At 64.1% G+C, this 13,856-nt stretch carries 14 protein-coding genes; 13 read left to right on the plus strand and 1 reads right to left on the minus strand.

Going from position 1 to position 13,856, the window contains the following annotated elements:
• The 7 genes from AC5JJ6_RS20300 to AC5JJ6_RS20330 all read left to right on the plus strand — a co-directional run.
• Window positions 1-704: RNA polymerase factor sigma-54 (locus tag AC5JJ6_RS20300; protein WP_496043796.1), on the plus strand; the 704-nt coding region annotated here is incomplete at its 5' end.
• A gap of 63 nt (window positions 705-767) precedes the next feature.
• The gene (gene hpf, locus AC5JJ6_RS20305) at window positions 768-1,538 is read left to right on the plus strand and encodes a ribosome hibernation-promoting factor, HPF/YfiA family (protein WP_496043797.1); all 771 of its coding nucleotides are present in this window, start codon (window positions 768-770) and stop codon (window positions 1,536-1,538) included.
• 22 nt (window positions 1,539-1,560) lie between these two features.
• The gene (gene ptsN / locus AC5JJ6_RS20310) at window positions 1,561-2,019 is read left to right on the plus strand and encodes a PTS IIA-like nitrogen regulatory protein PtsN (RefSeq protein WP_496043798.1); all 459 of its coding nucleotides are present in this window, start codon (window positions 1,561-1,563) and stop codon (window positions 2,017-2,019) included.
• Window positions 2,020-2,268: 249 nt separating this feature from the next.
• A complete protein-coding gene (hisG, locus tag AC5JJ6_RS20315) occupies window positions 2,269-2,928 on the plus strand; it encodes an ATP phosphoribosyltransferase (protein WP_044427943.1) in 660 nt (219 codons plus the stop codon).
• Window positions 2,918-4,219 (plus strand): histidinol dehydrogenase, encoded by a 1,302-nt coding sequence (hisD, locus tag AC5JJ6_RS20320; RefSeq protein ID WP_496043799.1) that lies wholly within the window; start codon window positions 2,918-2,920, stop codon window positions 4,217-4,219. The genes hisG and hisD overlap by 11 nt, the downstream gene beginning before the upstream one ends.
• Window positions 4,216-4,707, plus strand: a complete 492-nt coding sequence (locus tag AC5JJ6_RS20325; RefSeq protein ID WP_496043800.1) for a UPF0262 family protein — start codon at window positions 4,216-4,218, stop codon at window positions 4,705-4,707. Before hisD ends, AC5JJ6_RS20325 begins: the two co-directional genes overlap by 4 nt.
• Window positions 4,708-4,729: 22 nt before the next feature.
• The gene (locus AC5JJ6_RS20330) at window positions 4,730-5,197 is read left to right on the plus strand and encodes an arsenate-mycothiol transferase ArsC (RefSeq protein WP_496043801.1); all 468 of its coding nucleotides are present in this window, start codon (window positions 4,730-4,732) and stop codon (window positions 5,195-5,197) included.
• A 262-nt stretch (window positions 5,198-5,459) separates the two neighbouring features.
• Here AC5JJ6_RS20330 and AC5JJ6_RS20335 read toward each other — a convergent pair whose 3' ends face one another.
• Window positions 5,460-6,254 carry a DUF3750 domain-containing protein gene (locus tag AC5JJ6_RS20335; RefSeq protein ID WP_496043802.1) on the minus strand — a complete coding sequence of 265 codons (795 nt, stop codon included), beginning with the start codon at window positions 6,252-6,254 and terminating at the stop codon, window positions 5,460-5,462.
• A gap of 102 nt (window positions 6,255-6,356) precedes the next feature.
• On the opposite strand from AC5JJ6_RS20335, the gene AC5JJ6_RS20340 reads away from it, so the two are divergent.
• The 6 genes from AC5JJ6_RS20340 to AC5JJ6_RS20365 all read left to right on the plus strand — a co-directional run bounded on the left by AC5JJ6_RS20340 (window position 6,357) and on the right by AC5JJ6_RS20365 (window position 13,643).
• Entirely contained in the window at window positions 6,357-6,995 is a 639-nt protein-coding gene (locus tag AC5JJ6_RS20340; RefSeq protein WP_496043803.1) for a LysE family translocator, read from the plus strand.
• Window positions 6,996-7,142: 147 nt separating this feature from the next.
• Window positions 7,143-8,393 (plus strand): PQQ-dependent sugar dehydrogenase, encoded by a 1,251-nt coding sequence (locus AC5JJ6_RS20345; RefSeq protein WP_496043804.1) that lies wholly within the window; start codon window positions 7,143-7,145, stop codon window positions 8,391-8,393.
• A 76-nt stretch (window positions 8,394-8,469) separates the two neighbouring features.
• A complete protein-coding gene (locus AC5JJ6_RS20350) occupies window positions 8,470-8,781 on the plus strand; it encodes a c-type cytochrome (RefSeq protein ID WP_496043805.1) in 312 nt (103 codons plus the stop codon).
• Window positions 8,782-8,974: 193 nt separating this feature from the next.
• A complete protein-coding gene (locus tag AC5JJ6_RS20355) occupies window positions 8,975-10,132 on the plus strand; it encodes an AbrB family transcriptional regulator (protein WP_496043806.1) in 1,158 nt (385 codons plus the stop codon).
• Between the two features lie 118 nt (window positions 10,133-10,250).
• Window positions 10,251-11,651: an FAD-linked oxidase C-terminal domain-containing protein gene (locus AC5JJ6_RS20360; RefSeq protein ID WP_496043807.1), complete on the plus strand. Its 1,401-nt coding sequence runs from the start codon at window positions 10,251-10,253 to the stop codon at window positions 11,649-11,651.
• A gap of 108 nt (window positions 11,652-11,759) precedes the next feature.
• Window positions 11,760-13,643, plus strand: a complete 1,884-nt coding sequence (locus AC5JJ6_RS20365) for a potassium transporter Kup (RefSeq protein ID WP_496043808.1) — start codon at window positions 11,760-11,762, stop codon at window positions 13,641-13,643.
• The last annotated feature ends 213 nt before the right edge of the window (window positions 13,644-13,856 follow it).

A 13,856-nucleotide genomic window follows, 5' to 3' on the forward strand; every position in this document is an offset into this window, starting at 1 on the left:
CGGAGATCCGGACGCTCGACCCCAAGCCGGCGCTCCGGTTCGACCATCAGGTGGTCCAGACCGTGACGCCGGATATCCTGATGAGGGTGCAGCCGGGCGGCGGCTGGCTGATCGAGCTGAATACAGAAACCCTGCCGCGCGTGCTGATAAACCAGCGCTACTTCGCCCAAGTCAGCGGGGAGTGCCGCAACAAGGCGGAAAAGGAATACGTCGCCGAGCGGTTCCATTCCGCCAATTGGCTCGTCAAGTCGCTTCATCAGCGCGCCAATACGATCCTGAAAGTTGCAACCGAAATCGTCCGTCAGCAGGATCTGTTCTTTGTCAAAGGCGTTCAGTCGCTGCGTCCGCTGATCCTGCGCGACATCGCGGAGGCGATCGGCATGCACGAATCGACTGTCAGCCGGGTCACCACCAACAAGTTCATGGCGACTCCGCGCGGCGTTTTTGAGTTGAAGTACTTCTTCACGTCATCGATTTCCGGGGCGGACGGCGAAGCGGCCCACTCGGCAGAGGCTGTAAGGTTCCGGATCAAGGCGCTGATCGATGGAGAACCGCCCAGCGGCATTCTTTCGGATGATCGTATCGTGGAGATTCTCAAATCCGATGGGATCGAGATTGCGCGCCGCACGGTGGCAAAGTATCGTGAGGCTATGCGCATCCCGTCTTCCGTACAGCGCCGCCGCGAAAAGTCCATGCGACTGTGAGAACCGGATCGGCGGAACCGGACGGAGGATAGGGGTTCGCCAATCCGGGAACGGTTTGCAGCCATGAGGCTGTATGAAAACTATCGGGAGGCGTCATTATCGTCACGGCCCAGCAGTGACGCCACCCTGCTTGATCCCAAAAATACGGGCCCAGAACACCGGACAACCTACGTCATGCACCTATCCGTCAAAGGCAAACAGCTTGACGTCGGGGACGCCCTGCGTACCCACGTCGATGAAAGCCTAACCGCCATCGTAGGCAAATACTTCGGTCGCCCGATTGAAGCCAATGTGGTCTTCTCGCGTGAGGCGCACCTCTTCAAAGCCGACATTTCGGTGCATGTCGGCCGCAATATCCTTCTGCAAAGCAATGCGGAGGCCAGCGAGCCGTACCCAGCCTTCGATACGGCTGCCGACAAGATCGCCAAGCGCCTGCGCCGCTACAAGCGCCGCCTGAAGGATCATCACAAGGGTGGCGACAACGGTGTCGACGGCGCCGTCGCGTTCGAGACGCTTCCCGCTACCAAGTACATTCTGGAAGCGGAGCCCGAAGACGCCCATATGGACGGGCATGACGAGGATACGCACGACGCCGTCCCGGCATCGTCCGATGCCGGCCAGGACGACAGCAACCAGCACGTGGTCATCGCCGAGATGACGACGGCCATCGATACCCTTACCGTGAGTGAGGCTGTCATGCGCTTGGACCTTGCGGAGCTTCCGGCTCTGATGTTCCGCAATCGCGCCCATGGCGGCCTGAACATGATCTATCGCCGGCAGGACGGTAACGTCGGCTGGATCGATCCCGCAGGTTCTCAGGGAGCCGGTGCCTGATCGGGCACCGCTTTAGACGCTTATGATAGATTTGATTACGCCCCAGAGCATCATCGCCAACCTGCGCGCCGGCAGTAAGAAGCAGGCATTGCAGGAGTTGGCGAAAAAGGCGGCGGAACTGACCGGGCAGCATGAAAGGGCGATCTTCGACGTGCTGCTCGAGCGTGAGAGGCTTGGTACGACCGGCGTGGGGCATGGCATCGCCATTCCCCATGGCAAGCTGTCCAACCTGGAGCATGTCTATGGTGTTTTCGCCCGGCTGGAACGGCCGGTCGATTTCGACGCCATCGACGATCAGCCCGTCGATCTGATGTTTCTGCTGTTGGCGCCGGAGGCGGCCGGCGCGGATCACCTGAAGGCCTTGGCCAGGGTGTCCCGCCTGCTGCGTGACGGCTCCATGTGCGACAAACTGCGGGGCTCCGACAGTGCGGAGGCGATCTACGCTCTGCTGACGCAGTCGGAAACCAGCCACGCGGCTTGACTTTGGACGAGTAGACCGGCGGCGGGCCGATGCCCGCCGCCGGAAAGTTCATCGATCGGCGAGAAGACCTTGCCGATATTACGGTGACGGTTTACCTAATGCCGTTCCTGGATACGGAGGTGGCTCCCGAGATATACCGGGAGTGACAACCGCGCCGTTTGTGCTATCACACCCCGGAACCGCGCAGTTCTGGAGACACAGTTGCCAACCCCGTCCACATCGGCACCCGTCACGCCGACCCCGGCCACACTGGCGAACGAGCCGCTGGTCCTGGCTTTGCCGAAGGGGCGAATCCTGAAAGAGGTCCGGCCCATGCTGGACCGCGTCGGGATCGTGCCGGAACCGGCCTTCGACGACGAGAACAGCCGCCAGCTCCGTTTCGCCACCAATCTGGGGCACGTGACCATCATCCGCGTCCGCTCGTTCGACGTGGCGACCTTCGTCGCCTTCGGCGCCGCCCATCTGGGCGTGGCAGGCAACGACGTGCTGATGGAATTCGACTATCCGGAAATCTATGCACCCCTGGACCTGCGCATCGGCGCCTGCCGGCTGAGCGTCGCGGAGCCGAAGGAAATGGTGGAGGGTGACGATCCGGCGCGGTGGAGCCATATCCGTGTCGCGACCAAGTACCCGGAGATTACCCGGCGGCATTTCGCCGCGCGCGGCGTCCAGGCGGAGTGCATCAAGCTGAACGGTGCCATGGAGTTGGCTCCTACCCTGGGTCTCTGCCGCCGGATCGTCGATCTGGTGTCCAGCGGCTCGACCCTGAAGGCCAATGGCCTGGTGGAAATAGAGAAGATCGCCGAGGTAACATCCCGCCTGGTGGTGAACCGGGCAGCCTATAAAACCCGGCCGACCGAGATCGGCGGCTGGATCGACCGTTTCCGGGAGGCAGTGGATGCCGCTTGAGCTGAACCGTAGCGACGCGGGCTTCGAAGCCGCCTTTACCGGCTTGCTTGCCGCGAAGCGCGAGACACAGGAAGACGTGCAGAACGCGGTCGCCGCCATCCTCGCCGATGTGCGCGCCCGTGGCGATGCCGCCCTGCTGGAATACACTGCCCGATTCGACCGCGTCACCCTGACGGTCGATACGATGCGCGTGACCGCCGGCGAGATCGACCGCGCTCTGGCGTCGATCGAACCAGGATTGCTGGACGCGCTCAAGCTGGCGGCCGAGCGGATCGAGGACTTCCACCGACGGCAGACTCCCGACGCGCTGTCCTATACCGATGCCGACGGCGTCCGGCTGGGAGCGCGCTGGACGGCGGTCGGTTCGGTCGGCTTGTATGTGCCGGGCGGAACGGCGGCATATCCGAGTTCCGTCCTGATGAACGCGCTGCCGGCCAAGGTCGCCGGGGTGGAGCGCGTGACGATGGTCGTGCCGACGCCCGACGGCAAGCTCAACCCGCTGGTGCTGGCCGCAGCCCGCATCGCCGGCGTGCACGAGATCTACCGGATCGGCGGCGCCCAGGCGGTCGGCGCGCTGGCCTACGGGACGGAGACGATCCGGCCGGTGGACAAGATCGTCGGTCCCGGCAATGCCTATGTCGCGGCGGCCAAGCGCCATGTCTTCGGCACGGTCGGGATCGACATGATCGCCGGCCCGTCGGAAATCCTGGTGGTGGCCGACGGCGCCAACGATCCGGCCTGGATCGCCGCCGACCTGCTGTCGCAGGCGGAACACGACACCAGCGCCCAGTCCATTCTGATCACCGACGATGCCGCCTTCGCCGAAGCCGTCAAGGCGGCGGTCGACGGTCACCTGAAGACCCTGCCGCGCGCGGAGATCGCCGGTGCAAGCTGGCGCGACCATGGTGCCGTCATCGTCGTATCCGATCTGGACGAGGCGGTGCCGCTGGTTGACCGGCTGGCCCCCGAGCACCTGGAACTGGCGGTCGCCGATCCCGACGCGCTCGCCGCCCGCATCCGCAACGCCGGCGCCATCTTCCTGGGCCGTCACACGCCGGAAGCCATCGGCGACTATATCGCCGGACCGAACCACGTGCTGCCCACGGCCCGCAGCGCACGCTTCTCGTCCGGTCTCAACCTGCTCGACTTCATGAAGCGCACGACCCTGGTCGGCTGCGATCCCGGCAGCTTGGCCGCTATCGGCCCAGCCGCCGTGGCCCTGGCGGAAGCCGAGGGATTGGGTGCCCATGCGCTGTCCGTGTCGATCCGCCTCAATGGAGCTCCCAGGTGACCAGCCAGCCGTCGAATGAGAATCACCGTATCATCCATGTGGCTCTGGACGAACGCAGCGTCGTAAGGCGGTCGGCGGAAGTCGAGCACGAGCGGGCGGTGGCGATCTTCGACCTGCTGGAGGAGAACCTGTTCCGTCCGGAGGAGCACCCGGACGCCGGACCCTTCCGTCTCCATCTCAGCATGGAAGACAACAGGATGCTGTTCGACATCCGGAATGCCGAGAACGGCGACCTGACCAAGGTATTGCTGCCGCTGACGCCGTTCCGCTCGATCGTTCGCGACTACTTCATGATCTGCGACAGCTATTACAAGGCGATCAAGAAGGCGACGCCGTCCCAGATCGAGGCGATCGACATGGGACGGCGCGGCCTGCACAACGAAGGGTCGGAACTGCTTCGCGAGCGCTTGGCGGGCAAGGTGGAGGTGGACCACAATACCGCCCGGCGCCTCTTCACCCTGATCTGCATATTGCACATTCGCGGGTGACGGACGGACGGGGCGGGCGGAGATGGACGGGACGATCCGCGCGCCGGGAGGCGCCACTGTCACCAGCGTGCTGTTCGCCTGCACGTACAACGCGATCCGGTCGCCCATGGCCGAAGCGCTGATGAAGTATTTCCACGGCCACCGGATCTACGTGGATTCGGTGGGTGTGCGGGAAGGGGACCCCGATCCCTTCATGGTCGCCGTCATGGACGAGATCGGCATCGACATGACCCGGCACCGCTGCAAGACCTTCGACTTCCTGGAAGACACGTCGTTCGATCTGGTGATCTCGCTGTCGCCGGAAGCCCAGCACCGGGCTGTCGAAATGACGCGGACCATGGCCTGCGACGTCGAGTTCTGGAACACCCTCGACCCGTCGATGATCGACGGCAACCGCGATGCCCGGATGATGGTCTACCGGCAGGTCAGGGACATCCTGAGCGCCAGCATCAAGAAGCGCTTCCCCATCATCGGCGGACCGACCGTTTAATGGAGTGATAGAGGGCTGGAAGTGGGCGAGGAAGTCAGTCCAAAGGCGCTAACATAGGACATCCACCCCATTTTCGTCATAACAAGACTTGATCTTGGTATCTCCTATCAGGAACTCAGCAGGTGACATCCGGACTTCAAGTTGAAGTCCTCACGTCAGCTTTCGCCGGGAGATGCCAAGATCAAGTCTTGGCATGACGGTAAAGTGGAGGGGAATACCCGCGTGACGCGCAGGAAAGTATTAATTTAGTGCCTATGGGACGTCAGCTCCCACTGTTGGTCTCCCGCCCCCGCTCGATCAGTTCGGCATCGACTTCAGGTCCTGGCCCCGGTCCCAAGCGCCCCAGTCCCGGCAGCTTGATCGCGAAGTCGAACGGATCGATGCCGACGGTCAGCCCGAGCACGTTGACCTCGATCCCTTCCTCGACGGCAACCAGTACGCCGAACAGCCCGAACAGCGAGAATTGCCAGCCGGTGCCGCTGGGGGCGGCGGCAAACAGGCTGCGGGGTGCCAGATAGTCCTTCCCCAACGCGGTCGGCGGCAGGTCCAGCTTCAATTCCGGGACCGCCCGCGCGACGAAGGCGGCGAAGGTGTTGCTGTTGGGGCCGGGCCAGATGCGGTAGGTGTGGTCGTAGGGATAAGCCTTCGCGGCGGCGTCCAGCTTGGCGATGGCCTTCTCGGCCGCTTCTCCGCGAAGCTGCGCCAGGATCGTCGGCTTCTGCCCGAACCAGTAGCTGTCGGGCGTCCGCTCCGCGATCGAAACGGCGGACAGGCCGCGCATCGCGCGCCAGCCGATCTTCTCGTACACGATATACTCGCTGGCTCCCGCCGGCTTCACGGCGAACCAGGGATGGATTCCGAACGCTCCCCGCCACGAGAAGGCGCGGGCGGCGTAGACCTGCACGACTGCTTCGGGTGTAGTGGCGGGATCGGGGGCTTGGTGAGAGGATTGCCGGCTGGCGGTGGACCAATGGCCCCCCAGCGTCACGGTCCCCATCGCAACCACCAGCATTGGGCCGGTCAGCAGGAACAGGAGAACCGCCATCGATACGAGCATGGCTTTCATGAGGTATAAGATAATTCGTCCCTCTATGATATTCCAAGTCGGCTAACCACCAAAAATGCCGTAGCGCACCGATATTGCGCAGGAAATCGAACGATGCTGCCCGATTCATCGACCCTGGCCATCTTCATGGCCGCCGTGCTGGCGCTCAACCTGACGCCCGGCCCCGACATGCTGTTCTGTTTCGCGACCGGAGTGAACCGGGGCAGGGCGGCGGGCGCCGTGGCCGCTCTCGGCATCGGGGCTGGAACGCTGGTCCACACGGCGGCCGCGGCACTGGGGCTGGCCGGCCTTCTGCTGGCGTCACCGCTCGCCTTCGACGTCGTGCGCTATGCCGGTGCGGCCTATCTGGTCTGGCTTGCCTGGAAAACCCTGCGGGCGCCGCCTCTTGGTGTTGCGGGAACGATGCCCGAGCGGCGCAGCCTTTGGCGCGTGTTCGGCCACGGTGCTGTGACGAACGTTCTCAACCCGAAGGTAGCGCTGTTCTTTCTGGCTTTCCTGCCGCAGTTCGTCAACCCGAATGCCGGACCCGTAGCGCTCCAGGTTTTTGTGCTTGGAATGCTCATCAACTTGTCCGGGACGCTGGTCAACCTCGCGGTCGGCGCGGGGGCTGGCGGCCTCGGCTCTCTTCTGGCCCGGAACCCGACGATTTCACGTATTCAGCAATACGTTACCGCAACGATCTTCGTCGGGCTGGCGGCCCGGCTGGCCTTTGGTTCGGGGCGGCCCTCCTGAGCCGCTTCTCGCTATCCTTCCCAGTGGTGGTATTACCACTTGAGAGAATGCCTCATTTGGTAATGACCGGCTATTCTTGAAAACAAGATCAAATACGCTTGTGAACTCACAAGAGGTTCCAAGTGAAACAATGGGGAGGAAACGATCATGCCTGGATTAAGGATTCTGGCCGGCTGCCTTCTGCTCGGGACATGTCTTTCGTCCGGCGCCGCGCTGGCGCAGGAAAATCTCAACCGCTTGCAGGATTTCCGCACGACCGGAACGGATTTGACGCTCAAGACCGTTCCCCAGGACCCGGCGAAAGTCGCTCAGCTTTCCAAGAACCTCGAAAAGATCAAGCTGCCGCCCGGCTTCAAGATCGAAGTCTACGCCATCGTTCCCGATGCCCGGCACATGGCGGTCGGCCGCAATGTCGGCGCAGTCTTCGTCGGGACCCGCAAGACCGATGTCTGGGCCGTCACCGACCGCGACAAGGACCGCCGCGCCGAGGAAGTCAAGCGCTTCGCGCCCAGCGTCAACTTCAAGATCCCCAACGGCATGTGCATGAGCCCCGACGGCATCCTGTATGTTGCGGAGCATAACCGCCTGCTGGCGTTCCCCGCCGTCGAGTTCTTCTACGAAGGCCCCGACGTCGCCGTCGCCGTCGTCAAGGAGCAGTTCATTCCCAAGGAGGAAGAGCACTTCAACCATGGCGCCCGCGTCTGCACCATCGGTCCCGACAACAAGCTCTATTTGTCGATGGGGCAGCCCTACAATGTCTGGCCGCATGACAAGGGTCCCAAGATGGACCCCTATGGCAGCATCCAGCGCATGAACCGCGACGGCACGGCGCAGGAAACCTACGCCCGAGGCATCCGCAACTCGGTCGGTATCGCCTTCAACCCCGGCGACAAGACGCTGTGGTTCACCGACAATCAGGTAGACGGCATGGGCGACGATATTCCGCCCGGCGAGCTTAACCGCGTCAGCCAGCCCGGCCAGAACTACGGCCATCCCTGGTACGGCGGCGGCAAGGTCCGGACGGAGGATTGGTCGAAGGACGAGCCGCCTGCTGATATCGTGATGCCGGAGGTCGAAATGGACGCCCACGCGGCCGACCTTGGCCTGACCTTCTACAACGGCAACATGTTCCCTGCCCAGTACAAGGGCGGCATCTTCAGCGCCCAGCACGGTTCCTGGAACCGCACGACGCCGATAGGGGCACGCATCATGTTCACCCGCGTCGGTCCGGATGGGAAAGCGGCGGGAACGGAAGTCTTCGCGTCCGGCTGGCTGGACGACAAGACCGGCGAGTATCTCGGACGTCCGGTCGACGTCCAGCAGTATCTCGACGGCTCGCTCCTGGTATCGGACGATACGGCGGGCGCCATCTACCGCATCTCGTATCAAGGCCAATAAGCACTTGCGATGCCTGAACTCCGGTGCCTGTGCAAACAGGCCCCGGAGCTTCCGGCTACTTCATTCCGGAGTCGTTATGAGTTTTCGTTTCGCCGCCATGGCCACCATCGCCATGGCCTTTCTGCCGGTGTCCGCATTCGCCCAGTCCGCGGACGTTCCCAAGCTCGGTACCTGTATCACCTGCCATGGCCGCAACGGCATCGGCACTTCACCGGTCTTTCCCAATCTCGCCGGCCAGAAATCGCTCTACATGATCCAGCAGCTGGAACACTTCCGAAGCGGCGCCCGCAAGAGCGAGGTCATGAACGTGGTCGCCAAGCCCCTGACCGATGCCGAGATCGAGGCGCTCGCCAACTACTACGAAGGGCTGAAGCCCAGCGGCCCGTGAAGCCGGGTATCGGATCCACAAGCGCGTCTGACCGCATGACGGCAGGGAGACCGCCGTCGTTGACTTCGGTCACGGCATCCTCGTATATCCGAGTAGCAAGACTGCTCTCCAATACAGCCTCCTGCTTTCCGCATCCGGGGATGCGCTGGTAGGATTTGCCCGACTATCCGCACGGCGCATGTGATTTGACTTAATGGCATCAGTTTCTCCGCCGCCGGAGCGGCCCTCCCGGCTCCACAAGGTGCTCGGGCGGCATTTCGGGTCGTTCGGATCGCGCGGGCGGGGCGTCCAATGGGCGGCGATGCTCTTCCTGTCCGGCATCTTCGTGGCGGTTCTGGAAGCCATCGGGCTGCCGGCGGCGCTTCTGCTCGGTCCCATGGTTGCGGCGATCGTCGTGGCAGCCGGTCAGGGAACGCTGCGCGTTCCGCACGTGCCGTTCTTCATGGCGCAGGCTGTTATCGGCTGCATGATCGCGCGTTCCATCACGCCGGAAATCATCGGAACGATGGCTCGGGATTGGCCTTTGTTCGCAGGCGTGATCGTCTCCGTCATCGCGTCGAGCGCCCTGATCGGGCTGCTGCTGACGCGTTGGCGCGTGCTGCCCGGAACGACGGCGGTCTGGGGGTCCTGTCCGGGAGCGGCGTCCGCCATGACGCTCATGGCCGAAGCATTCGGGGCCGACGTCCGCCTCGTCGCCTTCATGCAGTATCTGCGCGTCGTCCTCGTGACGGTGGTGGCCAGCATCGTCGCAAGGATCTGGGTGACGCCGGCGCCCGGTCACGCCGCCGGTACCGACTGGCTCGGCGCTGTCCAATGGCTGCCCTTCGCCGAAACGATGGCGCTCGCGGCAGCCGGCGCGTTCATCGCTCCGCTCCTGCGGATCCCAGCCGGGCCTATGCTGGTGCCGATGGTCGACGGCGCCTTGCTGCACGGTTCCGGGACCATGACGATCGAACTGCCGCCCTTGCTGCTTGCGGCGAGCTACGCGGTGGTCGGCTGGAGCATCGGCGTTCGCTTCACCCGTCCCATCCTCGTCCACGCGCTGCGCGCGCTGCCCCGCGTGACCGCCTCGATCCTCGCCCTGATCGCGATCTGCGGCGGTTTCGCCTGGGTGCTGACCTGGACGGCAGGTATCGATCCACTGACGGCCTATCTCGCCACCAGTCCTGGTGGAGCCGATTCCGTCGCGATCATCGCCGCATCCTCCAACGTCGATGTTCCGTTCGTGATGGCGCTCCAGACCATGCGCTTTCTGGTCGTCCTGTTCGTCGGCCCCAGCCTGTCGCGCTTCATCGCGCGACGGACAGGGGCTACGGACTTCGGCCCATTGGATGACCGGCACTCGAACTAGCGGCGCCGAGGCTTCCGAAAAAGCATATCTCTGCGAACCATTTTGCCGTGCTCGCCGGATGGTGCTCGACCGGTCCGGCTGCTAGGCTGCGGCAAAATGACATTCCGAGGAAATCGCCATGACCGCCGAAGCCGTTCTTGCCCGTGCTCCCGCCGATGCCGCCCTGATCGCCGAACTGCGCTCTCTTCTGGGTGAGCGGCTGAGTACCGCAGCGGCGGTGCGTGAGCATCATGGCAAGGATGAGTCCTACCATCCGGTCGATCCGCCCGACGCCGTGGCCTTCGTCCAGAGCACCGAGGAAGTCGCGGCGGTGGTTGCCGCCTGTGCCCGCCACGATACGCCGGTAATTCCTTTCGGTACCGGAACGTCCTTGGAAGGCGGGGTCGCGGCACTGCGCGGCGGCGTCTGCATCGACATGTCCGGCATGAACGCGATCCTGCGGGTCAGCCCGGAAGACCTCGACGTCACCGTCCAGGCGGGCGTCACCCGCAAGCGCCTGAACGAGCACCTGCGCGATACCGGCCTGTTCTTCCCGATCGATCCCGGTGCCGACGCCTCTATCGGGGGCATGGCCTCGACCCGCGCCAGCGGCACCAACGCCGTACGTTACGGCACCATGCGGGAAAACGTGCTGGGGTTGACGGTGGTGCTGGCCGACGGCCGCATCGTCAAGACGGGCGGCCGGGCGCGGAAGTCCGCCGCCGGCTACGACCTGACCCGGCTGTTCGTCGGGGCCGAAGGTACGCTGGGCGTCATCACCGAGATTACCCTGCGGCTCTATGGAATTCCCGAAGCCGTATCCTCCGCCGTCTGTCCGTTCCCGACCATCAAGGACGCGGTCGATACCGTCATCACCGTGATCCAGTCCGGCATCCCGGTCGCCCGGATCGAGCTGCTGGACGAGGTCCAGATGGGCGCCGTTGTAGCGTACAGCAAGCTGGACTATGCCGTAGCACCGACGCTGTTCTTCGAGTTCCACGGTACGCCTGCCGGCGTCAAGGAGCAGGCCGAGATGGCCTCCGCCATCGCAGCCGAGTACGGCGGCGTGAACTTCCAATGGGCCGAGAAGCCGGAGGACCGCTCCCGCCTGTGGCAGGCCCGGCACGACGCGTATTACGCGGCGCTGGCGCTGCGTCCCGGCTCGCGCGGCTGGCCGACCGACGTCTGCGTTCCCATCTCCAGGCTTGCGGAGTGTATCGTGGAGACCAAGGCCGATCTGGCCCAGTCAAGCCTGATGGCGCCGCTGGTAGGCCATGTCGGCGACGGCAATTTCCATCTCGTCTATCTGATCGATCCGGCCAAACCGGACGAGATGGCGGAGGCCGCGCGCTTGAACGAGCGAATGGTGCTGCGGGCGCTGGCGATGGGCGGCACCTGCACGGGCGAACACGGCGTCGGCTACGGGAAGATGCATTTCCTGCCGACCGAGCATGGGGAGGGCGTCAGCGTCATGCGCACGATCAAGCAGTCGCTCGACCCCCGGAATATCATGAATCCGGGCAAGGTGATCGCCGTCTGATCTCCGCTCGCATCCTTCCGGTCAAGCAACGGTTTTCGTCCGCTTGACTTTAGGCCAAAAGCCCTATTGAACAACTCGACGTCCGACACCAATGCGGAAAAAGCTCGCTTGTCCTCTGCCCAGACGCCACGCCGGACGTCCGTCTTCGCGCTGTTCATCACTGCAATCGGCGTGGTGTTCGGCGATATCGGAACAAGCCCGCTCTACACGATCAAGGAGACGTTCGGCGGCCATCATCCGCTGCCGATCGACCGGCTGCACGTCATGGGCGTGCTGTCCCTGATCTTCTGGGCGCTGACGCTGATTGTCGCGATCAAATACGTGATCGTGATCATGCGGGCCGACAACAACGGGGAAGGCGGCAGCCTTGCCCTGCTGGCGCTGCTCAGCCGTGCTGCGGAGCCGAATTCGCGCCGGGCGCTGATCGTGGGGTCGCTAGGGCTCGCGGCGGCGGCGCTGTTCTATGGCGACAGCGTCATCACGCCGGCCATTTCAGTCCTGTCGGCGGTCGAGGGCCTACAGGTGGCGGCGCCCGAGTTCGGATACGTGGTGATCCCGCTGACCATCGCGATCCTGGTGCTGCTGTTCGCCCTTCAGCGGTCCGGCACGGCCCTGGTGGGCGCGCTGTTCGGACCGGTGATGATCCTGTGGTTCGTCGTGCTCGCGGTCCTCGGCGTCCAGCACATCGTCAAGGACCCGACGATCCTGTGGGCGCTCAGCCCCCATTACGCCGTGATGTTCTTCATGAAGGAGGGCGGCAACGGCATGCTGGCGCTGGGCGCCGTCGTCCTGGCCGTCACGGGGGCCGAGGCGCTCTATGCCGACATGGGTCATTTCGGCCGCGTACCGATCCGGGTCGCGTGGTACCTGCTGGTCTGGCCGGCCCTGCTGCTGAACTATTTCGGGCAGGGCGCCATGCTGCTGGCGGCGCCGGACACGCTCGACAACCCGCTGATCCGCATGGCGCCGCAATGGCTGGCGCTGCCGCTGGTCTTCCTGGCCATGGCCGCCGCGATCATCGCGTCGCAAGCGGTCATTTCCGGCGCCTTCTCGATCACGCAGCAGGCGATCCAGCTCGGCTACCTGCCGCGCATGCACATCCAGCACACGTCCGACCGGGAGATGGGGCAGATCTACATCCCCTTCGTCAACTGGACGCTCATGGTGTCGGTGGTCGTGCTCGTCCTCCTGTTCGGCTCGAGCAGCAATCTGGCGGCGGCCTACGGGATCGCCGTCACCGGGACCATGCTGATCACCGCCATTCTTGCCGGCATGGTGATGGGCCGGCTGTGGGGCTGGCGGCGCGGCTGGGTCCGGCTGCTCACCGGGACGTTCCTGCTGGTGGACGGCGCCTTCTTCCTGGCGAACGCGGTCAAGATCCCTTACGGCGGCTGGCTGCCGCTGGTGATGGGTGCGGCGATCTTCATCGTCCTGACGACCTGGAAACGCGGACGCACCCGCCTGCGCGACGGGATGGAGCATGATTCCATCCCGATCGATCTGGTGCTGGACAGCGCCGAGAACCTGCCGCGCGCCAAGGGTACGGCGGTCTACCTTTCGGGCAACTCGCTGGGCACGCCGGTAGCCCTGCTGCATAACCTGAAGCACAACCAGATCCTGCACGAGCGCGTCGTGCTGCTGACCGTCATCGTCGAGAACGTCCCTTTCGTCCGGAAGGACGCGCGGATCGAATCGAAGCTGATCCGCGACAACGTCCACCGCGTCGTGCTGCATTACGGCTTCATGCAGACGCCGGACATCCCGACGGCTCTCGCCAATGCGAAGGAGGCGGACCTGGGCTTCTTCTACGAGCCCATGCGGCTGTCCTATTTCGTGACGCGCATGATCGCGCGGCCCAGCGGCCGGTCGGGCATGCCGCACTGGCGGGAGGCGATCTTCGCCTGGATGGTCACCAATGCCGCCACCTCTACCGACTTCTTCAACCTGCCCATGAACCGGGTGGTCGAGCTGGGCGCGAATGTCGAAATCTGAATAAAGCCCGAAATAGCCGCCAAAGGTGCGGCATTTGGCGACGCGCGCGGGCGCGATAGTCCAGACCGCTTGTTCCGGCGCGGGGCTGTGGTAAAACCCCCGGCAATCGAAGACATCAGTCCGGGGGAACTTGTCCATGGCCGACACGCCTGCTTTTCGCACAGAGACCGACAGCTTCGGTCCGATCGAGGTACCTGCCGACCGGTACTGGGG

It is taken from the genome of Skermanella sp. (genome assembly GCF_059503625.1).